19 protein-coding genes are annotated in these 22,459 nt (G+C 44.2%); 14 read left to right on the forward strand and 5 right to left on the reverse strand.

Annotation, left to right across the window (positions count from 1 at the left end; translation table 11 throughout):
- Window positions 1–24 precede the first annotated feature (24 nt).
- The 8 genes from rnr (at window position 25) to K1I94_RS01040 (ending at window position 11,325) form a co-directional block, all read left to right on the forward strand.
- Window positions 25–2,373: a ribonuclease R gene (gene rnr, locus K1I94_RS01005; RefSeq protein ID WP_223314142.1), complete on the forward strand. Its 2,349-nt coding sequence runs from the start codon at window positions 25–27 to the stop codon at window positions 2,371–2,373.
- A complete protein-coding gene (gene smpB, locus K1I94_RS01010; RefSeq protein WP_002894882.1) occupies window positions 2,336–2,803 on the forward strand; it encodes an SsrA-binding protein SmpB in 468 nt (155 codons plus the stop codon). Before rnr ends, smpB begins: the two co-directional genes overlap by 38 nt.
- 175 nt (window positions 2,804–2,978) lie before the next feature.
- A complete protein-coding gene (locus K1I94_RS01015; RefSeq protein ID WP_223314143.1) occupies window positions 2,979–3,410 on the forward strand; it encodes an Rrf2 family transcriptional regulator in 432 nt (143 codons plus the stop codon).
- An 81-nt stretch (window positions 3,411–3,491) separates the two neighbouring features.
- Window positions 3,492–4,493, forward strand: coding sequence for an NADP-dependent oxidoreductase (locus K1I94_RS01020; RefSeq protein ID WP_223314144.1), 1,002 nt, complete (start codon window positions 3,492–3,494; stop codon window positions 4,491–4,493).
- Window positions 4,494–4,507: 14 nt separating this feature from the next.
- On the forward strand, window positions 4,508–5,344 hold the full coding sequence (locus tag K1I94_RS01025; RefSeq protein ID WP_223314145.1) for an alpha/beta fold hydrolase: 837 nt from the start codon (window positions 4,508–4,510) through the stop codon (window positions 5,342–5,344).
- Between the two features lie 249 nt (window positions 5,345–5,593).
- Window positions 5,594–6,457, forward strand: a complete 864-nt coding sequence (gene tehB, locus K1I94_RS01030; protein ID WP_049541418.1) for an SAM-dependent methyltransferase TehB — start codon at window positions 5,594–5,596, stop codon at window positions 6,455–6,457.
- A gap of 480 nt (window positions 6,458–6,937) precedes the next feature.
- Window positions 6,938–8,953: a M13-type metalloendopeptidase gene (locus K1I94_RS01035; RefSeq protein WP_223314146.1), complete on the forward strand. Its 2,016-nt coding sequence runs from the start codon at window positions 6,938–6,940 to the stop codon at window positions 8,951–8,953.
- A gap of 320 nt (window positions 8,954–9,273) precedes the next feature.
- Window positions 9,274–11,325, forward strand: a complete 2,052-nt coding sequence (locus tag K1I94_RS01040) for a C69 family dipeptidase (protein ID WP_223314147.1) — start codon at window positions 9,274–9,276, stop codon at window positions 11,323–11,325.
- A gap of 90 nt (window positions 11,326–11,415) precedes the next feature.
- Here the strand turns inward: K1I94_RS01040 and K1I94_RS01045 are convergent, their stop codons facing one another.
- Complete coding sequence (locus tag K1I94_RS01045) at window positions 11,416–11,976, reverse strand: TetR/AcrR family transcriptional regulator (RefSeq protein ID WP_223314148.1); 561 nt, start codon at window positions 11,974–11,976, stop codon at window positions 11,416–11,418.
- Between the two features lie 142 nt (window positions 11,977–12,118).
- On the opposite strand from K1I94_RS01045, the gene K1I94_RS01050 reads away from it, so the two are divergent.
- The 6 genes from K1I94_RS01050 (at window position 12,119) to K1I94_RS01075 (ending at window position 18,616) form a co-directional block, all read left to right on the forward strand.
- A complete protein-coding gene (locus tag K1I94_RS01050) occupies window positions 12,119–12,820 on the forward strand; it encodes an ABC transporter ATP-binding protein (protein WP_125340958.1) in 702 nt (233 codons plus the stop codon).
- Window position 12,821: 1 nt separating this feature from the next.
- Window positions 12,822–15,545, forward strand: coding sequence for an FtsX-like permease family protein (locus tag K1I94_RS01055; RefSeq protein ID WP_223314149.1), 2,724 nt, complete (start codon window positions 12,822–12,824; stop codon window positions 15,543–15,545).
- Window positions 15,546–15,638: 93 nt separating this feature from the next.
- Complete coding sequence (locus K1I94_RS01060) at window positions 15,639–16,487, forward strand: metallophosphoesterase family protein (RefSeq protein ID WP_002897180.1); 849 nt, start codon at window positions 15,639–15,641, stop codon at window positions 16,485–16,487.
- Window positions 16,488–16,542: 55 nt separating this feature from the next.
- On the forward strand, window positions 16,543–16,992 hold the full coding sequence (locus K1I94_RS01065) for an Rrf2 family transcriptional regulator (RefSeq protein ID WP_223311693.1): 450 nt from the start codon (window positions 16,543–16,545) through the stop codon (window positions 16,990–16,992).
- Between the two features lie 227 nt (window positions 16,993–17,219).
- On the forward strand, window positions 17,220–18,077 hold the full coding sequence (locus K1I94_RS01070; RefSeq protein WP_223314150.1) for a VOC family protein: 858 nt from the start codon (window positions 17,220–17,222) through the stop codon (window positions 18,075–18,077).
- A 35-nt stretch (window positions 18,078–18,112) separates the two neighbouring features.
- Complete coding sequence (locus tag K1I94_RS01075; RefSeq protein WP_223314151.1) at window positions 18,113–18,616, forward strand: methylated-DNA--[protein]-cysteine S-methyltransferase; 504 nt, start codon at window positions 18,113–18,115, stop codon at window positions 18,614–18,616.
- A 109-nt stretch (window positions 18,617–18,725) separates the two neighbouring features.
- Here the strand turns inward: K1I94_RS01075 and K1I94_RS01080 are convergent, their stop codons facing one another.
- From K1I94_RS01080 to K1I94_RS01095, 4 genes are read right to left on the reverse strand one after another with little or no spacing between them, the layout of a single operon-like run.
- On the reverse strand, window positions 18,726–19,418 hold the full coding sequence (locus K1I94_RS01080) for an alpha/beta hydrolase-fold protein (RefSeq protein WP_223314152.1): 693 nt from the start codon (window positions 19,416–19,418) through the stop codon (window positions 18,726–18,728).
- The gene (locus K1I94_RS01085) at window positions 19,399–20,427 is read right to left on the reverse strand and encodes an ABC transporter substrate-binding protein (RefSeq protein ID WP_223314153.1); all 1,029 of its coding nucleotides are present in this window, start codon (window positions 20,425–20,427) and stop codon (window positions 19,399–19,401) included. The genes K1I94_RS01080 and K1I94_RS01085 overlap by 20 nt, the downstream gene beginning before the upstream one ends.
- Window positions 20,428–20,482: 55 nt before the next feature.
- Window positions 20,483–21,238, reverse strand: a complete 756-nt coding sequence (locus K1I94_RS01090; protein ID WP_223314154.1) for an ABC transporter ATP-binding protein — start codon at window positions 21,236–21,238, stop codon at window positions 20,483–20,485.
- Window position 21,239: 1 nt separating this feature from the next.
- Window positions 21,240–22,286 (reverse strand): FecCD family ABC transporter permease, encoded by a 1,047-nt coding sequence (locus K1I94_RS01095; protein WP_223314155.1) that lies wholly within the window; start codon window positions 22,284–22,286, stop codon window positions 21,240–21,242.
- Window positions 22,287–22,459: the final 173 nt, after the last annotated feature.

Consider the following 22,459-nt stretch of genomic DNA (forward strand, 5'->3'; position numbering starts at 1 on the left):
AATTAAACAGATAAGAAAGAAACAATGAAAACAGATATATTAGAAATTTTAAATGATAAGGAGTCAATCAGCGTAGATGAGCTGGCGGCTGCTTTGGGGAAAGAGTCTTCCAAGGATTTTAGTAGCTTGGTCAAGACCATTTCCCAGATGGAAAGAAAGCATCAGATTCGCTTTGATAACGAGGGGCGGATTGAGCTTTATGAGAAGAAAAAGCAGGAGCGTCTGACTCTCAAGGGTGTTTTTCATGCCCACAAGAATGGTTTTGGCTTTGTCACTCTGAATGAGGAAGAGGATGACCTCTTTGTCGGCCGTAATGATGTCAACCATGCCATTGATGGCGATACGGTGGAAGTAGTCATCACTAAGGTGGCAGACCGGATCAAGGGAACATCAGCTGAGGCTAAGATTATCGATATTCTGGAGCACAGCCTGACCTCAGCGGTTGGTCAGCTGGTTCTGGATGAGGAAAAGCCCAAGTATGCGGGTTATATCCGCTCGAAAAATCAGAAAATAAGCCAGCCTATTTATGTCAAAAAGCCAGCCATGGTTTTGGATGGCACAGAAGTGCTCAAGGTCGCTATTGACAAATATCCGACCAAGAAGCACGATTTCTTCGTGGCTAGTCTGGTCGATGTGGTCGGTCATGTCAACGATCCAGGCATTGATGTACTGGAAGTGCTGGAGTCGATGGATATTGTCTCTGAGTTTCCAGAAAAGGTCTTGGAAGAAGCCGAACAAGTTCCGGATGCACCGACTGAGAGTGATTTGGCAGGACGTTTGGATCTGCGTGAAGAGATTACCTTTACTATCGATGGAGCGGATGCCAAGGACTTGGACGATGCGGTCCATATCAAGCGCCTAAAAAATGGCAACTTTGAACTTGGTGTCCATATCGCAGATGTGTCCTACTATGTCAAAGAAGGCTCTGAGCTGGACAAGGAAGCCCTCAATCGAGCAACCTCTGTCTATGTGACTGACCGCGTGGTGCCTATGCTGCCAGAGCGCTTGTCCAACGGTATCTGCTCCCTCAATCCAAATGTGGATCGGCTGACCCAGTCGGCTATCATGGAGATAGATGCCAAGGGGCGCGCGGTCAAGCATACCATCACTCAGACTGTTATCAAGACAACCTTTCGCATGACTTACAGTGATGTCAACGACATCATTGCTGGAAATCAGGAAAAAGCTGAGCAGTTCAAGGCCATTGTGCCCAGTATTGACAGCATGGTCCAGCTGCATGAGATTCTGGAAAGCATGCGCTTTAAACGCGGTGCGCTCAACTTTGACACCAATGAAGCCAAAATCATGGTCAACAAAGAAGGTCGGCCGGTGGATATTGTCCTGCGTCAGCGGGGAATTGCTGAGCGCATGATTGAGTCCTTTATGCTGGTGGCGAATGAGACGGTGGCTGAGCATTTTGCTAAGCTAAATCTGCCCTTCATCTATCGGATCCACGAGGAGCCTAAGGCGGAGAAGGTGCAGAAGTTTATCGACTACGCCTCTAGCTTTGGGATTCGGATATACGGGACGGCTAGCTCTATGAGTCAGCAGGCTCTGCAGGATATTATGGAGGCGGTCAAAGACCAGCCTTATGAGGAAGTCCTGTCCATGATGCTTTTGCGCTCCATGCAGCAGGCTCGCTACTCTGAGCACAATCACGGGCACTATGGTCTGGCAGCGGAGTTTTATACGCATTTCACCAGTCCGATTCGCCGCTATCCGGACCTTCTGGTTCATCGGATGGTACAGGATTATGGCAAATCTAAAGAAATAGCAGAGCATTTTGAGCAAGTGATTCCAGAGATTGCCAGTCAGTCCTCCAGCCGAGAGCGTCGGGCTATCGAGGCCGAGCGTGAAGTTGAAGCTATGAAGAAGGCTGAGTTCATGGAAGACTTTGTTGGAGAAGAATTTGACGGCGTGGTCTCAAGCGTGGTTAAGTTTGGACTCTTTGTCGAACTGCCTAATACGGTCGAAGGCTTAATCCATGTCACAAACTTGCCAGAGTTTTACAGCTACAATGAGCGGACGATGACCCTGCAAGGAGAAAAGTCCGGCGTGGTCTTCAAGGTCGGTCAGCAGATTCGTATCAAGCTGGTCCGAGCGGATAAGGCTACAGGCGAGATTGACTTTGAATACTTGCCTAGTGAATTTGACCTGGTAGAAAAGACTAGCAAGAGTGGCAGAGGCAAGTCAGGCAGAAAGAGACGCCGTGAAGATGACAAGCGCAGCCATTCTTCCAAAGAAAAAGGCTACAGAGATAAGAAAGATAAGAAGTCCAAGAAAGGCAAGAGCCAGAAGGCATTTTACAAGGAACTAGTCAAGAAAGGAGCCAAGCATGGCAAAGGGAGAAGGAAAGGTCGTCGCGCAAAATAAAAAGGCCAGACACGACTACACCATCGTAGACACCATCGAGGCTGGCATGGTGCTGACAGGGACGGAGATTAAGAGTGTCCGTGCCGCCCGCATCAATCTCAAAGACGGCTTTGCCCAGATCAAGAACGGTGAGGCCTGGCTTAGCAATGTCCATATCGCGCCTTATGAAGAGGGCAATATCTGGAACCAAGAGCCTGAGCGTCGCAGAAAGCTGCTGCTGCATAAGAAGCAGATCCAAAAGCTGGAGCAGGAGACCAAGGGAACCGGCATGACGCTGGTGCCGCTCAAGGTCTATCTCAAGGACGGCTATGCCAAGCTGCTCCTGGGCTTAGCCAAAGGGAAGCACGACTACGACAAGCGCGAGTCCATCAAACGCCGCGAGCAAAACCGCGACATCGCAAGACAAATGAAGAACTTTAATACAAGATGAAAGACTGGGCGACTGGTCTTTTTTTATTTTAGGGAGCAAGTTTTCCAGTTATTCGATTGTCTTCGATGACTTTTCTAATTTTAAAAAAAGAAGTGAGCATAATAGTTGATAAGTAACCATCCAGATGATATACTTGTTCTTGTATCAGATACAAGTTTATCAAAAGGGAGTTTCTATGGATACAAAATTCTCAGTGGCTTTGCATATCTTGACAATGATTAGTGAGAGTAGGGAGACTTTGAGTTCGCAAAACTTAGCGACGAGTGTAGGAACTAATTCTAGCTATATCCGAAAAGTCATTACCTTGTTGAAAAATGCAGGTTTAATTATTTCTCATCAAGGTAAATCGGGCTACCAACTCGGCAAAACTCCTAAGAAGATGAGTTTACTTGAGATTTATTATGCTACCCAAGAAGTTAATCACATTAGTTTGTTTCAAATGCATCAGAACGCTAATCAAGAATGTCCAGTCGGACAAAATATTCAAGAGGCAGTATCGCCGATTTTTGCTAGTGCAGAAGCTCAACTAGAAAAGGCATTGCGCCATCAAACATTAGATGATGTCATCAATAATTTATATAAAACAGCTAATCAAGTTCGAAACTGACTTGTAAAATCTTAGTTTTAAAAACAAAAATACAGTCTTGCACTTGATGCAAAGAAGATAAAAGATAGAAAAGAGATTATAATGAAAGCAGCACTACATACAAAATACGACAAAAAGAACATCAACCTTACGATAACAGAAATAGCAAAGCCTATCATTTCAGATAATCAAGTTTTGGTTAAGGTCACTGCAGCGGGAGTCAATCCTTTGGACAATATGATTTCCCGAGGAGAAGTTAAGATGATTGTCCCTTACAAATTGCCGCAAACAGCTGGAAATGAAGTTGTTGGAGTTATTGAAGAACTTGGAAGCCGTGTCAGCAACTTCAAGCTTGGCGACCGTGTTTTTGCTCGCCTCCCACTTGATCATATCGGAGCTTTTGCGGAATATGTTGGCGTAGATAGTGAAGCCTTGGCAAAAGTCCCAGAATATTTGACAGACATAGAAGCGGCTGCGGTGCCTTTGACGGCTTTGACTATTATGCAAGCCCTAGAGCTTATGGGAGCTCAAGCTGGTAAAACAATCTTCATCTCTGGAGGTACAGGTGGTGTAGGTGGCATGGCGATTCCTATTGCTAAAGCAAAAGGCTTGAAGGTCATCACGAATGGTGCTGCCGTTAACGCTGAGCGTGTCTTGAAATTGGGGGCAGATCGCTTTATTGATTACAAGACGGAGGATTATACAAAAACTGTCAGCGATGTGGACTATGTTTTGGATACACTTGGTGGTGCTGAAACAGAGAAGCAAATGTCTATCATGAAAAAAGGCGGACACTTGGTTTCTCTTCGAGCGATGCCAAATGATGCTTTTGCTAAACGCATGAACTTGCCAAAATGGAAACAAATCTTGCTAGGACTTGCTGGTCGTAAGTTTGATAAGATGGCTGAGAAGTATGGTGTTCATTATCATTTTATTTTTGTTGAAAGTAACGGTGCTCAATTACAAGAAGTAGCAGATATTTTCAGTAAACTTGAAATCAAACCATCTATTGATACAGTTTACACGTTTGATGAGGTGAATGCTGCTCTCGACAAGGTTGCGAATGGACGTTCACGTGGGAAAACAGTTCTCAGCTTTGAATAATTAGAAAGAAGTTTATGTCTTACATTACAACAAAAAATCAATACATTACTGTTGCTGGCAATCAAATTGCCTATCGTGAACTTAGCAAGGGTAAGTCTGACTTTCCACTTGTTATGTTAGTTCACTTGGCTGCTACCTTGGACAATTGGGATCCAAAACTTTTAGATTTGATTGCGAAAGAGCATCATGTCCTTGTCTTAGACCTACCAGGTGTTGGGGCAAGTCAGGGAAAAGTTGCAACGACTATCCCTGGCATGGCAGAGCAAACCATCGCCATTATAAGTGATTTAGGTTACAATCGTATCAACCTTTTAGGACTATCTATGGGCGGTATGATTGCTCAAGAAATAGTTCGTATGGATTCTGATTTGGTTAATTGTCTTATTTTGGCAGGAACTGGTCCTCGAGGTGGATTTGAAATGGATAAGGTTACCGGAAAAACATTCAAATATATGTTTAAGGCTGCCCTTGAGCGTATTGACCCAAAACGCTATATTTTTTACAATCATGATGAGCAAGGTAAAGTAGAAGCTTTGAAGGTTTTAGATCGTATAGGCGCGCGGACTGAGCAATTTAAGGACAAAGACATGAAAATTTCTGGTTTCTTAACGCAGCTCAAGGCAATCAAGGCTTGGGGCCAAGCTCCCCAAGACGATCTGAAATATATCACTCAACCAACCTTAATTGTGAATGGTGATAAGGATATGCAAGTCCCAACAGAAAATTCTTATGCTATGCATGAAAAGGTAGAAGGCAGCAAACTTCTTATCTATCCAAATGCTGGACATGGTTCTATTTTCCAATATGCGGATGAATTCTCAAAGGAATTGTTGAGGTTTTTGGCAGCATAAAATAGTCAAAATGGTAGGGTTAAAAAAGGGACATAGTAACTTTAATACAATATGAAAGACTGGGCGACCGGTCTTTTTTAGTTTTATATTAGTGATTCTCATCTACAGTAGTTATCTTAAATTGTTTATTGTCAAATTTACTAAACAGAAAAGTTCTGACCAATTTGCCACTTGTCAAGTCTGTGCTTTTCGAGTATGATAAAGACAGTTAAATTATTCGGAGCTTGGCTTTCAGAGAAAGGATTTTTTATGACAGAAGAATTGTTAGCCTATAAACGTATGCCGCTGTGGACGGCTGAGACCATGCCAGAGGCGGTAAAGAGAAAGCACAATACCAAAGAGGGAACTTGGGGCAAAATCACTGTTCTCAAGGGACGTCTTAAGTTTGTCGAGATGTCAGAGGAAGGTGAGGAGCTGGCTGAGCACATCTTTGAAGCTGGTCAGGACAATCCTTTTGCCCAACCCCAAGCTTGGCATCGGGTCGAAGCTCTGACAGATGATTTGGAGTGGTATTTGGAGTTTTACTGTCGGCCTGAGGATTACTTCCCTAAGAAATACGGCAGCAATCCAGTGCACTCAGAGGTTTTGGAAGCTATGCAGACAGTCCGGCCAGGGCGGGCTTTAGATCTAGGTTGTGGTCAAGGTCGCAATGCTCTCTTTCTAGCCAAGCAGGGCTTTGAAGTGACGGCTGTAGATCAGAATGAGCTGGCACTGGAGATCTTACAGAGCATTGTGGAGCAGGAGGATTTAGATCTGCCAGTGGGTACCTACGACATCAACTCAGCTAGTCTGACTCAAACTTATGATTTGATCGTTTCCACCGTTGTCCTGATGTTTCTGCAGGCGGAGCGGATTCCGCATATTATCCGAAATATGCAAGAGCATACAGCGCTTGGTGGCTACAATCTCATCGTCTGTGCTATGGATACAGAAGACTTCCCCTGCTCTGTTCCCTTTCCTTTTACTTTTAAGGAAGGCGAGCTTGCCGAGTATTACAAGGACTGGGAGCTGGTTAAGTACAATGAAAATCCTGGTCACCTCCATCGCCGTGATGAAAACGGCAATCGAATTCAGCTGCGATTTGCGACGATGCTGGCTAAAAAGGTTCAGTAGGAGACAGTAGGAAAGAACTAAATTTTTGAAAATTTAGCTTGGCTCACTTATTTTGAGGTTCTGGTTTAAAAGGTCTGGGAGACAATTTAAAATGTCTCAGCCTCAATATTTTTCGAACATAATAAAGCTAGACTGAGGCATTTTTGTCTCAGTCTTTTTTTATTTTAGTAAAAAACTTTAGAAATATTTTAGAATTTCTTTAGAAATATCTGAAGTTTGGTCGCTATACTAGAAAGTGCAAGGAGGAGAGAAAAGAGCTGGAAGCAACAGGACAGCTGGTAGAAAACTTTAGTTTTTCTTTAAGTGTGAGTCTAGAGCAGATCACTTTTAAAAGCAGACTGAAAGACCTTATTCTCTCCTCTTGCGGCAAATTTTTCCAGACCTTCAGTTTTCTGTTGACGAGGAAAAAAGAATATGTTAAAGTAAATGAGTAAAATAAAAAAGTCAATTATATTTTACTTAATATAAAAGGAGGAACTCATGAAGAAAAGAACGAAAATCATTCTAACTTCTACGTTGACTGTGACCGGCTTAATCTTGGCTGCCGGTGGCTATTGGGCTTATAAGACCTTTGTCCCTCAGGAGACACCGGTCGATAAGAATGCCACAGTGAGGACCAATTACTATCAAGCCATCAATAAAAAATGGCTGGAAAAGGCAGAAATCCCTAGCGACCAGCCGTCTAACGGTGTGTTTTATGAGTTGAACGAGCAGGTCAAGGATAAGATGAAGGCGGATGTCAAAAATCTAGTCTCTGGTAAAGAAGAGTCAACGATTGAAGGCATGCCTGAGTTTATCAAATACTATCAGCAAGCGACGGACTTCAAGCAGCGGGAAAAGGATGGCCTAGCCCCTCTCAAGTCCTATCTCAAGGAAATTGAAGACTTGTCCGATCTAAAGGACCTAGCTAGCAAGGCTGTTGACTGGGAAAAACGCGGTTTGGCTCTGCCGTTTACTTTTGAAATTAGTTCTAACCTAGAAAATACCAATCAGAAACAAGTGAATCTGTCCAGTCCAAGTCTTATGCTACCGGATAAGAGCTACTATGAAGATGAAGGTGCTAAGAAAAGGATGATGGATCCGCTGGAAAAAGCATTCAAAGAAGCCTTGCAAAAGCTGGGCTATAGTGAAAAAGACAGCGAAAAGATTGTCAAAGAAGCCTTAGAATTTGATGGAGAATTGGCCAAGTATGCCCAAAGTAATGAAGAAACTTCAGAAATTAAAAATCTTCACCATCCTAAGACGGCAGAAGACATCAATGCCTACTCGGATACCTTTAAGTTTCACGATATTATCAATGACTATCTAGGCCAGGAAGCTGGTGATGTCAATGTACCTAACCCTAAGTATTATGAAAATTTTGCCAAAGTAGTCAACGACAAGAACTTTGCCAAGCTCAAATCTTGGATGCTTGTGAAGCAGGCAGCATCAGCATCTAGTTTTCTAACCGATGACTATCGGCTGATTTTTGCAGAGTACCAAAAATCCTTGCAAGGTACTAAGGAAGCAACTTCAAAGGAAGATGCAGCATACAATCTGACAACAGGAACTTTTTCAGATGTCTTTAGTCTTTACTATGGCCGCAAATATTTCGGTGAGGAAGCCAAGCAAGAAGTGACCCAAATGGTCAAGGATATCAAGGAAGTCTATCGAGAACGTATGCTGAAAAACGAATGGCTGTCAGAAGAAACCAAGCAGAAGGCAGTCAAGAAGCTGGATACCATGAAACTCTATATCGGCTATCCTGAAAAAGTTCGCGAAGTGACTAAGTCCTTGAAAGTGGATGATAAAAAATCCTTCTTTGAAAATGCAATTGCTTTGAGTCAGGCAAAAAATCAATATGATGTTGAGCACTTCTCGGAGCCAGTAGACAAGGACGAGTGGGTCATGCCTTCCTATGATATCAACGCTTACTACTCACAGGAAAATAACAGTATCAACTTCCCAGCCGCAATCCTACAGAATCCATTCTTTGATGTTAAGCAAGAGATGGAAAAGAACTACGGCGGTATTGGTATGGTTATCGGTCACGAGATTACTCACGCCTTCGATTCAAACGGTGCAAACTTTGATGAAGAGGGAAATTTGAACAATTGGTGGACAGAAGCAGATAAGAAAGCTTTTGACAAGAAAATTGAAGCTGTTACCAAGCAGTGGGATGGTATTGAAATCTACGGTGGCAAGGTCAACGGCAAGCTTACGGTAACAGAAAATGTAGCCGATGCTGGAGGACTTTCAGCTACTCTCGAAGTTGTGAAAAAGAAATATCCAGATGCAGACTTGAAGAATTACTTTGAAAACTATGCCAATATCTGGAGAAGCAAGGCCAGTCTGCAATTTAACCAACTTCTCCTGAAGGTAGATGTCCATGCTCCGTCCGAACTGCGGGTCAACCAGCAACTCAAAAATGTAGAGGCCTTCTATGAAACCTATCCAGAAATCAAAGAAGGTGATGCCATGTATCTGGCTCCAGATAAGCGGGTCAGCGTATGGTAAAATTGCTTGTCTAGGAAAAGATGAGAAAATAATCTAAGCTATGAAGCACAACCAGTTTGGTAATAGGAGAGAAGTTCGTTCTCTTTCTCTTATCCATTCTTTCCTGCGACACCTGTGCGGCTGCGGGTTGTGCCTCCGCAGCCACGTGTCTTTAAAGTCAGATTTTATCTGGCTTTTTTCTATTTTGAAATGAATTATTTATCTAGTAAATCTTACACTTCAAAAAAATGAAATCGCTTGCAAAACTTGGAGTAAAAGGCTATACTGAATATAGTATTTCATTTTGTAATTTTTTACAAAAAAACAAAGGAGATATTTTTATGAAAAAAATATTGTTTCGTTCCTTGTTAGCTCTTTCGACCATTTTCCTCTTTCCTTTCCAAGTGGTCGAAGCCTGCACAGGATTTATCGTCGGGAAAGACCTGACAGCAGACGGCACGACGCTTTATGGTCGGACAGAGGACTTGGAGCCTAATCACAATAAGGTCTTTCTAGTTCATCCGAGAAAGACCAATGCGAGTGGTGCCAAGCTGGTTGACGAAACCAACGGTTTTGAATGGACCCTGCCGGCAGAAAGCTACAAGTATACCTCGGTCTCAGATGTGACCCCATCCCAAGGTATTTTTGACGAGGTTGGCTTCAATGAATACGGTGTTTCCATTTCTGCGACTGTTTCTGCCAAGGCTAATGATGCCATCCAAAAAGTGGATCCTTATGTAGCAAATGGTTTGGCAGAGTCTATCCTGACAACCGTCGTTCTGCCCCACGTTCAGACAGCTCGTCAGGGTGTGGAGCTGATGGCGCAGATTGTCAGAGAGCAGGGAGCAGCAGAGGGGAATATTATCACCATCGCTGATAAGACCGGTGTCTGGTATATGGAAATCCTATCTGGCCACCAATATGTTGCTATTAAATTCCCAGATGACAAGTATGCTGTCTTTCCTAATACTTTCTTCTTAGGCAGTGTTGATTTTGACGATACAGAAAATGTTATTGCCTCAAAGGGTGTTCAGGATGTAGCCAAGCAAGCTAACTCTTATAAAGAAATTGACGGCAAATTCCACATTTCTCAGTCCTATAATCCACCGATGGCAGAGGCAGATCGTTCACGTGCCTGGGCGGGTATCACCAGTCTAGATCCAAATGCGGCCGTGTCTTATAACGACTCTTACTTTGATCTCATGCACTCCACAGACAGAAAGATCAGTGTAGCAGATGTTATGGCTATGCAGCGCAATCGCTTTGAGGGCACTCAGTTCAAACCTCTGGATCAAATGGAGCTAGATGGTAAGGGGCTGCCACAACGCGGTACGACAGACCCTGTTTACAAATATCCATTGGGCAATCCAAATGTTATGGAAGCTCATATCTTCCAGCTCAAAGACGGTGTTCCAGCCAATATGGGAGGAGGCACTATGTGGCTGGCGGTAGGCAGCCCGCGCTTCTCACCTTACCTGCCTTATAATGGCAATATCACAGATACTTACGATGCCTATAAGGTCAACACAACTAGCTACAGTCCAGACTCTTGGTACTGGGTAGCATCTCATATCTATGATATGGCAGCCAAGCATCAGGACCTCTTTGGTACTTCTGTCCAAGACAAGTGGAAGGCCTTGGAAGCCCGCTTTATTGAGGAGCAAAATGCTCTAGATGCAGCCAATGCAGCTCTGCCAGATTCTTCAGCCAAAGTTACTGAGGAAACACAAGCTCGAGCAGCGCAAGTCTTTAAGGAAATGAAAGAGCTCGAAGCTGAAATGGAAGCTAAAATCAAGGAAGCAGCAAAAAACACTCCTTCTAGCTCCAGCAAAGATTCTAGCAGCTCTTCGTCATCTCAAAGTTCGTCAAGTTCTTCCTCTTCGGCAACCTCTAGCAGTTCGGACACACGGACGGAAGTCAATGTAGAAGATGACAGCTTGGTGGATGTAGCAACTGGCATTCGTTTGAAAAACGCTGATTTGGTCAAGGCTGGTTTTCAGCTGTCAGTGAAAAAACTAGAAAGCAAGATTCAGCCGACAGATACCTATGACATTAGCTTGACCGATCCGAATGGTCAGCCGGTGCATCAGGTCAGTCCAACACTTGTGACGATTCCAGTTCGCAAAGACTTGCCAGTAGATGCCGTCTATGCTCTGGATGAAAATGGCAAACAAGTTGAGAAATTTGATGTAACGGTTAATCAAAACCAGACTATCAGCTTCACGACCAATCATTTCTCTGTTTACCAAGTGCAGTATCGAAATGAGCAGTCCGTCAAGGCCAAGAAAAAAGACCTGCCATCAACAGGTGAGCAAGTGACCATCATGGGGCTTGCAGGCTTGATTATCCTAGCAGGAGTCTTCTTCCTTTTGAAGAAAACAAAGAAAAACTAATCTAAAATAAAAAGAAGGCCGAGCAAAATGTTCGGCCTTTCATAGTGGAAAAAACGACTCTTGTCCAGGCTATCCTTCAAGCTAGAGCCTTTATCTTAAATAATCATAGTTATAAGTAGTCAAAATTATGTCAGTGAGTTCTTCAGGTTCTTCTTGAGCTCCGCCGGCTATCCAAAGAGAAATAATCCCCTCAACACTGGATAGGAAGATTTCCAAGGCGTATTTCTGAGGGATGTGAAAGTTCTCCTCTAAAAAACGCTGGGTAGCATCCTTTTGCTTATCACTCAGAATGATACTGGTTATGTACTCCCGAATAGCCTCCCGAAAGTCAATATAATGGCTTCTGGTCAGGGCATTGATAAGACGTTCATTAGCGCGCAGTATATGAAATTTTGCTATCATTAACTTTTTAGGATATTCGTTCTCTGCTTCAAACAAGCTATAACTAGAAAGTTGGGAGATAATGTCGTTTTTGAGACTATCAACCATCTGATATTTATCTTGGTAGTGGAGGTAGAAGGTGCCGCGGTTAATCCCAGCCCGTTTGCAGAGCTTGCTGATGGAGATATTATCAAATCTTTCCTCTGATAGTAGCTGAATCAAGGCTTCTTTGATGTCTTCCTTGGTACTAGTCTTTCGTTTCTGGATCATTTTTCTTCCTCTTTGCTTAAATCAACACTTTGTTGATTTTTGATTATTGCTTTTTATCTAAGCTCATTATATAATATCTGTGATTTAGAATCAACACCTTGTTGATTTAAGGAAACGAGTTTTGAAAAGGAGAGATGATAACATGGCTTACATTGAAATGAAACATAGCTTTAAACGTTATCAGGTAGGTGACACGGAGATTGTCGCCAATCATGATATTTCTTTTGAGATTGAAAAGGGGGAACTGGTCATTATCCTGGGTGCTTCTGGAGCTGGTAAGTCAACGGTGCTTAATATTCTCGGCGGTATGGATACCAATGATGAGGGAGATATCCTGATAGACGGCCAGAATATTGCTGACTACAATTCCCACCAGCTGACGGACTATCGTCGCAATGATGTGGGCTTCGTCTTTCAGTTTTACAATTTAGTGCCCAACCTGACGGCTAAGGAAAATGTCGAATTGGCTTCGGAGATTGTCAAGGATGCTCAAGATCCAGTGGCCGTTCTAACTGCGGTTGGTATGGAAAATCGCCTCAATAATTTTCCAGCGCAGTTGTCAGGTGGGGAGCAGCAGCGGGTGTCTATCGCTAGGGCTGTGGCAAAAAATCCCAAGATTTTGCTCTGCGATGAGCCGACAGGGGCTCTGGACTACAATACTGGCAAGCAAGTGCTGCAAATCTTACAGGACATGTCCCGCAATCAAGGGGCGACGGTGATTATCGTAACCCACAATGCTGCCTTGGCTCCCATTGCTGACCGGGTTATCCGCATGCACGACGCGAGAGTCAAGAGTGTTACAGTCAATGAAGAACCTCAGGATATAAGTACATTGGAGTATTGATATGAAGAGAAAGATTTATTGGAAAGATATTCTGCGCTCCTTCACTAGCTCTAAAGGACGTTTCCTATCTATTTTAATCCTTATGATGCTAGGCTCTTTAGCTCTCGTGGGGCTCAAGGTCGCTCCACCCAATATGCGCAGAACAGCAACAGATTATTTGAAAGAGCAGCGAACTATGGACTTGGCTGTTATGGCGGATTATGGTTTGGATAAAGCGGATCAGAAAGAGCTGGAAGCTATCAAGGGAGCTGATGTCGAGTTTGGCTATCTGACAGATGTCACCGTAAACGAGGAGGCTCTCCGAGTATTCTCAGATACCAAGGATATTTCAAACTTTCAAGTGACCTCCGGTCGTCTTCCTAAGAAAGAGCAAGAAATTGCCCTGGCTAGCTTTTGGTCTAAAAAATATAAGCTTGGTCAGGAGATTGATCTGACTGAAAAAGCAGGCAGTCGGTCAGTTCTGAAAAACAAGACCTATAAGATTGTGGGTTTTGTCAACTCGGCGGAGCTATGGTCTGATAGAAATCTGGGCAATGCGACTAGTGGAAGCGGTGCTTTATCAGCCTATGCTGTAGTCAGCCCTAAGGCCTTTGATACAGATGTTTACAGTATTGCCCGCCTGCGCTATCATGATTTAGAAAAGCTGGCTCCCTTCTCTGAAAGCTATCAGGAGCGTTTGGAGCAGCACCAGACAGCTTTAGACAAGAGCCTGGAAGATAACGGAGTGGCCCGGTTTAAGCGATTAGAGGCAGATGCCAAAAGCACCATTCAGAAGGGTGAAGATAAGATTGCTCAGGCTGAGAGCGAACTGACCCAAGGTAAAAAACAATTAGAGCAAGCTCAGAGTCAGCTGGACCAGCAAAAAAACCAGCTAGCAGCAACTCAAGCCGCTTCTATCCTCCCTCCTGCTCAGCTCAGTCAGAGCCAGCAGCAGATTCAGGATGCTGAGTCCCAACTCAATCAGAAAAAAGCAGACCTCGCAAAGGCAGAGAAAGACTTATCAGCTAGCAAGAACAAGCTAGCTGACGCTAAGGCAGACCTGAATCGTTTGAAAGAGCCGGCCTATCATAGCTATGACCGCAAGTCTCTGCCAGGTGGGAATGGCTATCATATGTATAAAAACTCCATGAATAGTATTGCGTTGATTGGTAATATCTTCCCGGTGGTGCTCTATTTGGTGGCAGCTATAGTGACCTTTACCACCATGACTCGCTTTGTCGATGAGGAGCGAACAAATGCAGGTGTCTTCAAGGCTCTAGGCTACCATAGCCGAGATATCATTCGCAAGTTTGCTCTTTACGGTTTGGTGGCGGGTAGTTTGGGTACCCTCATAGGGATTCTGCTGGGACATTATTTCTTGTCGGGGGTGATTTCTTCTATTATTACCAGAGGGATGGTGCTCTCTGCCCCGCATGCATATTTTTATATTTCCTATAGTTTACTGGCCCTTTGGCTTTCCCTTCTTTCCAGCGTTCTCCCTGCCTATTTGGTGGCAAGACGGGAGCTGACGGAAGAAGCAGCTCACTTGCTTTTGCCCAAGCCACCAGTCAAGGGCTCCAAGATTTTCTTGGAAAGACTTCCCCTTATCTGGCGACGTCTTAGCTTTACTCAGAAGGTCACAGCTCGCAATATCTTTCGCTATAAGCAGCGGATGTTCATGACTATCTTTGGTGTGGCGGGTTCTGTTGCACTGCTCTTTGCCGGCCTAGGACTTCAGTCTTCTATTGGTGGTATTCCAAAACGTCAGTTTGAAGAGATTCTGCGATACGACTTGATTGTCGCTGTCAATCCTGGGGAGAATCAAGCGGAACAAGACAAGCTGAAAAAGATGTTGGCAGATGACTCGATTGCTGACTATCAGGAAATCTATAGTGAAACCCTAACAGAGAAATACAAAGGAAAAAAAGAGACAGAATCAGTCACTTTAATGGTTACGGACAAGGAAAATTTTGAACCTTTTATTTCTATGGAAAGTCCTGACAACCAGCAAAAGCTGAGTCTCAAAGACGGTGTAGTTGTTTCGGATAAATTGGCCCGCATAGCTGGAGTTAGCCCCGGTGGCAGTATAGGGCTGGGTGGCAAGTCTGTCAAGCTAGCAGCAGTCAATGAGAATCATTTTGGGCATTTTGCCTTTATGAAGGCGACTGACTACCAGAAGATTTATGGGAAGAAGCCCGAGAAAAATGCTTATCTAGTGCGGCTCAAGGACTCTTCTAGTAAGAATATTGTGGACAAGGCCAATGAATTTATGAGTCTCAAGTCTGTCAAGAGTGTTTCCCAAAATGCAAGCATGGTGAAGCAGTTCAACGTTCTAGCTGATTCTCTTAATAATACAATGCTAATTTTGGTCCTGATTTCTATTCTTTTAGCAGTCGTCATTCTCTACAATCTGACCAATATCAATGTAGCTGAGCGGATTCGCGAGCTGTCCACCATCAAGGTTTTGGGCTTTCATAATAAGGAAGTGACCCTCTATATCTATCGAGAGACCATTATTCTTTCAGTGATTGGCATGGCAGTTGGGCTTCTAGGCGGTTTCTTCCTGCATCGTTTTTTGATTGAGAAGGTTGCGCCTAGCATTATCAGCTTAACCCCTCAAGTAAGTCCCTCAGTCTATCTGTTTCCTCTAACAGCAGTGACTCTTATTCTGACCTTGCTTGGCTTCTTTGTCAACTACCGCCTCAGAAGGGTGGATATGCTGGAAGCGCTCAAGTCTGTTGATTAATAAAAATACTTCAAAACTTTCCCTCACTTGTGAGGTGGAAGTTTTTTTGAACTTTGATATAATATTCCTTGTAAAGAAAGAGAAAGACATACGATGACACGAAAAATTGCCTTATTATCCGATGTGCATGGAAATAGCACAGCCTTGGAAGCAGTACTGGCGGATGCGGAAAGCCAGCAGGTGACAGATTATTGGTTTTTGGGAGACTTGCTCCTGCCAGGAACCGGTCGCAGAAATATTTTAGACAGGATGGAGCAGCTGAACATCAGCGTCCAGGTCAGGGGGAATTGGGAAGACAGCCTCTGGCATGCCCTGCATCAAAAACTGGATTTGGATCGTCCTAGCCATCTCTACCTGACCAGGCTCTGTCATTTTGTACTAGAGGAAATCCGTCCAAAAGAGATTGACCACATGCAAGAACTTCCTCTGCAAATCTTGACAGAAGTAGAGGGATTGAAGATTGCGGTCAGCCACCATCTGCCAGATAAGAATTGGGGGCGGGAGTTGATTCATATTGGCGAGCAGAGCGATTTCGACCGACTTTTTGAGGGGAATGACTGTGCTGTTGCTGTTTATGGTCATATTCACCAGCAGTTTCTCCGCTACGCGACTAAGGGACAGCTGATTATCAATCCTGGTTCTATTGGTCAGCCATTCTTTCTAGATTCGGCTTTGCGTCAGGACTTGCGAGCCCAGTATGCCATTTTAGAGATTGATGAGACTGGTCTGGCTGATGTTGACCTGCGACGCGTGGCCTATGACGTGGAGCAGGAGCTGAGATTGGCTCGGGAGCTCCACTTGCCTTACTATGAGATTTATCGGGAGAGTTTGGTCAATGGTATCCACCATACCCATAACCACGACCTGCTGCGGGAAATCAGTGAGCGGGAAGGCTACGCGGATGAGATTGCAGCTTTCTTAAAGTTCAGTCGTAACTCTTGAAGTTACACCATTTTTGAGATATAATAGTGAGAGAAATGATGAGGGAGGAGAAAAAATGCAGATTTCTAGCCGTTTTACCATTGCCACTCATATGCTGATTGTTCTGGCTTTGGAGGGAAAAAAACAAAAACTGACAAGTGATATCCTTGCCAGCAGTGTTGGCGTCAATCCAGTTATTATTCGCAAGACCCTGTCTCAGCTCAAGAATGCCGGGATGATTACCGTTGCTCGTGGGACAGGAGGAGCAGAGATTGCCAAAGATTTGAAAGACATTAGCCTTTTAGATGTCTATAGCGCGGTTGAATGTCTGGGCAAGAGCGGCCAGCTCTTTAGCTTTCATGACAAGCCCAATCCAGACTGTCCTATCGGCAAGAACATTCACAATGTCTTAGATGACCGCTTGGCAGCTATTCAGGCAGCTATGGAAGCTGAATTGGCTCAGACCAGCCTTGACGAAGTTGTCGCAGCAACCGAAAAAGAAATTAAAGAACAATCTGTTTCCTAGTGAGCAGATTTTTTTTGTTAAGAATTTTCTAAGATGTAATTGTTGACATTACATTAGACTGTGCTATACTAATAGTTGTAATAAAAACAATTACAATCTGAATAATCCTTCGGAGCAAATAGAGATGTGGAAAACCATATCAAGGAACCTATCTCTGTTTTGGAGAAATAAAAAAAGATGGAGCAGGAGCACTCCTGACATTTAAAATTAAAGAGAGGAGAAAGAACATGACTTTTGAATATCAAAGCAAGATTTATCTAGGAGAGGTAGCACTTTATGTGGCTGACCTAGCAAGACAAAGGGATTTTTATCAGCGTGTTTTAGGCTTGGAACTTTTGGAAGAGCAGGACGGACAGGTGGCTTTGGGCAGGGACGAACAAGTGCTGGTGAGGCTCTTAGCAACCAGTGACCGACAGCCCGTCAAGTCGGCTTACGGTCTTTATCATCTGGCGCTTTTGCTTCCCAGCCGTCAAGCTTTAGCAGATATCCTGAAGCATTTATCAGAAAATAAAGTTCCTATGATCGGAGGAGCGGACCACGGCTATAGTGAAGCCATTTATCTGGAGGACCCAGAAGGCAACGGCATTGAACTTTATCGGGACAAGCCTCAGGCTGATTGGGATATCCGAGAAGATGGCCGCATTATCGGAGTGACGGAAGCGCTAGCGGCTCAAGAAATCTATGAACTCGGTCAGGAAATCCAGCCGTTTAGTATTGCTGAAGGCACTCGTATGGGTCATGTCCACCTGTCTGTGAAAAATAGCAGAGCTGCCAGTCATTTTTACCAAAAACTTCTAGGCTTGGAGGATAAATTTTCTGTACCTTCTGCTAGCTGGCTGGCATCCGGAAACTACCATCATCATTTAGCTGTTAATGAATGGGGTGGTTCTCACTTGAATCATCGTCAACCGAAGCAAATGGGACTAGCCTATTTTGAGGCGCAAGTAGAAGGAAAAGAAGACTTAGTAGCTATTTTTGAAAATGCTCTGGACTTGCAGGCGCCAGTCCGATGGATTAGCTCCCAAGAGCTAGAAGTCACAGACCCAGATGGGATTGTGGTAAAGATTAAGACAAGAGTGGTATAATAAGGCATATCAAGAGGATCGAAGAAAGAAAAAATATGTACAAGACTTATTATACTTCGCCGATTGGCCGGATTCTCATCTTGACGGACGCAAATGCCTTGTTGGGACTTTGGCTTGAGGGACAGAAATATTTTGGGGCAGGCTATGATTTGGAGCAAGCACAGGAGGAAGAGACAGAAGTCAGCCGACGCGTCTCTGCTTGGCTGGATGCTTATTTTAAGGGAGAAAATCCCGCAATAAATGAAATTCCATTGGCACCTCAAGTAACTGAATTCAGAAGCAAGGTTCTGACAGTGCTGCAGAAGATTCCTTATGGACAAACGTCTACCTATTCAGACATTTTGCGGGAGTTGCAGGCTGAGTATGGAAAGATTGGCTCGGCTAGAGCAGTCGGTGGCGCTATCGGTCATAATCCGATTTCCCTTCTGATTCCCTGTCACCGGATTGTCGGAAGCGACGGCAAACTGACCGGCTATGCTGGCGGCCTTGATAAAAAAGCCTTTTTGTTGAAACTAGAGGCAGGGGAGAAAATAGAATAAATCTTTCCACTCAAGACTTTTACCATTTTACTGGTAAAAGTCTTTTGCTTGCATTAATAAACTAAAAAACCCCTTTGTCAGCTGCTGTAAGTGACAAAGGGGTTTTTCATTAGTCAATATGCCATTGTGTGGCCAGCCAGTCGGCAAAGGCAACATAGCGCTCTTTGAGGGCTTCATGATGCCCATAAGGGTCAAAGATGGAGCAGGTGGTAAGGATTTCTTTCTGAATCAAGCGATGAATTTCTTCAGCATAAAAAGGAGCTTTGGAAAGTCGGTTCGAGTGATTCGCGCCTTCTGTCTTTCCATTCTGCAAATAGACTAGACAGTCCTTATTTTTCAAGTCCTGGGTTCGGCAATAGTCGGTAAAACCAGGGTACCAAAAGGAACCGCAGATAGAAAAGACGCAGGGGATCTTGCAGTCGCTATAGAGACTGTAAACAGACGCTAGTCCACCGAGAGAGTAGCCACCATAGGCAATTCTCTTGTCATCCAGTAGGTAGTGCTGTCTGATTTCGGTTAATATACCGTTGAAGAGTTTCTGATGGTAGCTATCCGCTTCGCCGCCAAAATCAGGATTGCCAGGCTTTAGAGCATTGGCTTTCCAGGGTGTATAATCGTCCAGCCTGTTGTTTGATATCAGTCCGATCAAGATTACCGATGAAGAAAGCCTGCTCAGGTAGTTTATCTTTCCATCATTTAGTAAGATTGCTGGATAAGGTCGTGATTTGTCATAATCCTGAGGCAGGGCAATATTGACAGTGATACCCTCCCAGACAAAGGTTTTATTTATTGACAAAGTCATTGATTTTCTCGAGTGAGTCGATTACAGCGGGACCATAATCCATGAACTCATCATAGGAGATGGTCATGATCTTCTGATTTTTGACCGCTGGGACATCTTCCAGAACGGGATTGGCTTTCATTAGATCAACTGCTTGCTCATCCATGGCCTTGTTGCGGTCGCTGGTTACGTAGATGATGACTTCTGGATCCATAGAGACCAGATTTTCCAAGGTCAAGTCAGAGGTTCCGGTCGCTACATTGGTATAGCCGAGCTGGTTGAGCAGGCTCTCCTGCAGGGCAGATTTATAGGCACCGAAAGTCTCATCGTTGTAGGCACACATGATGAGCGCTTTTTTCTTTTCGCCTTGGCTAGCCTTATTGGCTTTCTTGACAGTGTCAATTCTTGCTTGCAGCTGGTCAGCATACTGATTGGCCTTGTCTTGGACATTAAAAATGGTTCCTATATTCTTGACATCTTCAACAATATTGCCTAGGTCTTGCTTGGTATTGGACAGGGAAGCCTTCTGTGTGTAGACAGGGATTTTGTTTTCATTCCAGGCACTGACTGTCCCCAGAGACTTCTCGGAAAACATCATGTTTCGGCCAAGAAGAGCATCTGGCTCATAGGATAGCACAGTTTCCTGTGATACGGTTTTCTTGTCGCCGACTTGCGGAATGGAAGCAATATCAGCCTTGTATTTATCTGTGACATCGTTGTCTGGATTGAGCATACCAGCGATCTTGTCCTTCAATCCTAGTTCAATCAGGACTTCGGTCGTCGAAAGGTTGTTGGTGATGACCTTTTCCGGTGCCTTTTCAAAGACCTGATCAATCTCTTTGCCTTCGGCATCGTAAGTTTTGATTGTCACTGGATATTTTGTTTCTGCTGTGCTCTTTTTCGCGCTTTCTGTTTTGGAGGAAGATTGCGAAGTTGAGCTTTCTTTCGTACTTTCCTTAGATGAAGAATTGCAGGCTGCCATTGTCAGTGCAGCAGTTGCGACGAGTAAGATACTGAGTGTTTTTTTCATATTGCCTTCCTTTCTTGGGCTTGGAGCTTGTATAGATAAAGCTGAAAACAGACTCTCATAGATACTGAATCATGGCCTGTCGATCCTTGGTCCAGATCACTTTGCTCTGAATACCGTAAACGGCTTGCAGTGAATCATGGGTGATGGCCTCCTTTGGAGCGCCTTGGTATGCAATCTCACCTCCCTTCATGAGGTACAAATAATCTGAATACCGACAAGCCAGTTGGATATCGTGTAAAACAGCTAAAACATTGATGTTCAGGTCTTTCACGATACGCAGCATATCCAGCTGGTATTTGATATCCAGATGATTGGTCGGCTCGTCTAGGAGCAGTAGGCTTGGCTGCTGGGCCAAAGCACGTGCCAGCAGGACTCTTTGCTTCTCACCGCCAGACAGGGATAGATAGGTTCGCTCTCCCTTATCTAGCATGTCCACCTGACTCAAGGCATGACGAACGAGGGCATAGTCTTTTTCGCTCTCTTTTTGAAAAAGGGACAGATGCGGCGTCCTGCCCAGCATGACGATTTCTTGGACGGTGCAGTCAAACTGAAGATGGTTAAACTGAGTTACAACGGCTATTTTCTGGGCTGCTTTTTTTATGCTGACCTGTTCAAGTGGCCTTCCATTTAGATAAATGTTCCCACTGTCAGCTTTGATTTGGCGGTAGATGGTTTTGAGCAGACTAGTTTTGCCGCTTCCGTTGGGCCCTAAAATGGTGTGAAACTGATTTCCCTCGACCTTGAGCGAAATTCCTTTTAAAATCTCTTTTGGGCCAATAGAATAGTGGATATTTTGGCAAGTTAGATCCATATCAGCTGCTGACCTCCTTTCGGCTTTTGGCTACAATGTAGATAAAGAAGGGTGCGCCGACTAAAGCGGTGAAGATTCCAATCGGCAGTTCGGCGTTTTTAACCAAAATTCGAGCCAAAACATCTGCCCAGACAAGAAAGAGAGAGCCGAGCAGAGTAGCGATAGGGAAGAGCCTTTTGTAGTTAGTACCGACTAATCTGCGAGCAATGTGCGGAGTGATTAGTCCGACGAAGCCGATAATGCCGCAGCAGGCAACCAGCACAGCAGTCATTATTGCGACAACTGTGATATAGAGGAACCAGTAAAAACGCAGAGGGACTCCCAGTGTCAAAGCTGCTTCGTCCCCCATCATCATAGTATTGAAAATACGATACTGGGAACAGAAAAATAAAAAGGAGAGACCAACAACAAGAACCGGCAAGGTAAGGTCAGACCAAGAAGTTCCAGCCAGTGAGCCCATAGTCCAGAACTTGATTGTCATAAGGCTGTCAGCATTGGCACCGACGGAAATGATAAAGTTGGAAAAGGCGATAAAGAGGGCATTTACAACTGTTCCTGATAAAATCAGACTGCTTGTCGTCATCTTTCCCTGCATGGATGCGATAAAAAGGACCACAGCCGATGCCAGAATAGCTCCTATAAAGGCACCTGCGCCAGTAATGGATTTGAGCCCTAAGATAATGCTCAGTGTGGCTCCGAAGGTTGCACCTGCTGAAATTCCCAGGATATAAGACTCTGCGATAGGATTATTGACAGTAGATTGCATGACGCTACCACAGACAGAAAGGCCAGCACCAGCCAGGATTCCCAAGAGCACTCTTGGAACCCGCATGTTCCAAACAATAGCGATTGTGGACGGAGATAGTTTGCCTGTGCCAAGGGGAAAACCGAGCTTGCTGAAAATAATCTGGTAAGTGTCTTGTATATCAATAGTGACCGATCCCAAGGAGACAGCTAAAAAGAGAGAACAAGCCAGAAAAATGATGAGAAGCAAGAGCAGGCAGATATAGCGAGAAAATCCGTGATTTTCTGACTTTTTAAAGAGCATCCAGACCTCCTTAACAGCAAAGATTAGAATTTTTAGACAATTTTTCATAAAAAATTATAACATTTTTAAATCAGAAGGGCAAGAAGGACTAAAAACCTCTGATATGATAAGGATTTGTAACGCTTTCTCTTCTCAATGATGAAATCATCTTGCTAGTGTAAAAACTGTTTAGT

Source organism: Streptococcus sanguinis, from assembly GCF_019929145.1.
Taxonomy (GTDB): Bacteria; Bacillota; Bacilli; order Lactobacillales; family Streptococcaceae; genus Streptococcus; species Streptococcus sanguinis_U.

Coding starts and splice junctions, on each gene's coding strand:
- K1I94_RS01070 (WP_223314150.1), top strand. CDS start 17,220: ATGACTTTTGAATATCAAAGCAAGATTTATCTAGGAGAGGTAGCACTT.
- K1I94_RS01020 (WP_223314144.1), top strand. CDS start 3,492: ATGAAAGCAGCACTACATACAAAATACGACAAAAAGAACATCAACCTT.
- smpB (WP_002894882.1), top strand. CDS start 2,336: ATGGCAAAGGGAGAAGGAAAGGTCGTCGCGCAAAATAAAAAGGCCAGA.
- K1I94_RS01065 (WP_223311693.1), top strand. CDS start 16,543: ATGCAGATTTCTAGCCGTTTTACCATTGCCACTCATATGCTGATTGTT.
- K1I94_RS01095 (WP_223314155.1), bottom strand. CDS start 22,286: ATGCTCTTTAAAAAGTCAGAAAATCACGGATTTTCTCGCTATATCTGC.
- K1I94_RS01080 (WP_223314152.1), bottom strand. CDS start 19,418: ATGACTTTGTCAATAAATAAAACCTTTGTCTGGGAGGGTATCACTGTC.
- K1I94_RS01045 (WP_223314148.1), bottom strand. CDS start 11,976: ATGATCCAGAAACGAAAGACTAGTACCAAGGAAGACATCAAAGAAGCC.
- K1I94_RS01025 (WP_223314145.1), top strand. CDS start 4,508: ATGTCTTACATTACAACAAAAAATCAATACATTACTGTTGCTGGCAAT.
- K1I94_RS01050 (WP_125340958.1), top strand. CDS start 12,119: ATGGCTTACATTGAAATGAAACATAGCTTTAAACGTTATCAGGTAGGT.
- K1I94_RS01035 (WP_223314146.1), top strand. CDS start 6,938: ATGAAGAAAAGAACGAAAATCATTCTAACTTCTACGTTGACTGTGACC.
- K1I94_RS01090 (WP_223314154.1), bottom strand. CDS start 21,238: ATGGATCTAACTTGCCAAAATATCCACTATTCTATTGGCCCAAAAGAG.
- K1I94_RS01060 (WP_002897180.1), top strand. CDS start 15,639: ATGACACGAAAAATTGCCTTATTATCCGATGTGCATGGAAATAGCACA.
- K1I94_RS01075 (WP_223314151.1), top strand. CDS start 18,113: ATGTACAAGACTTATTATACTTCGCCGATTGGCCGGATTCTCATCTTG.
- K1I94_RS01055 (WP_223314149.1), top strand. CDS start 12,822: ATGAAGAGAAAGATTTATTGGAAAGATATTCTGCGCTCCTTCACTAGC.
- K1I94_RS01015 (WP_223314143.1), top strand. CDS start 2,979: ATGGATACAAAATTCTCAGTGGCTTTGCATATCTTGACAATGATTAGT.
- tehB (WP_049541418.1), top strand. CDS start 5,594: ATGACAGAAGAATTGTTAGCCTATAAACGTATGCCGCTGTGGACGGCT.
- K1I94_RS01040 (WP_223314147.1), top strand. CDS start 9,274: ATGAAAAAAATATTGTTTCGTTCCTTGTTAGCTCTTTCGACCATTTTC.
- K1I94_RS01085 (WP_223314153.1), bottom strand. CDS start 20,427: ATGAAAAAAACACTCAGTATCTTACTCGTCGCAACTGCTGCACTGACA.
- rnr (WP_223314142.1), top strand. CDS start 25: ATGAAAACAGATATATTAGAAATTTTAAATGATAAGGAGTCAATCAGC.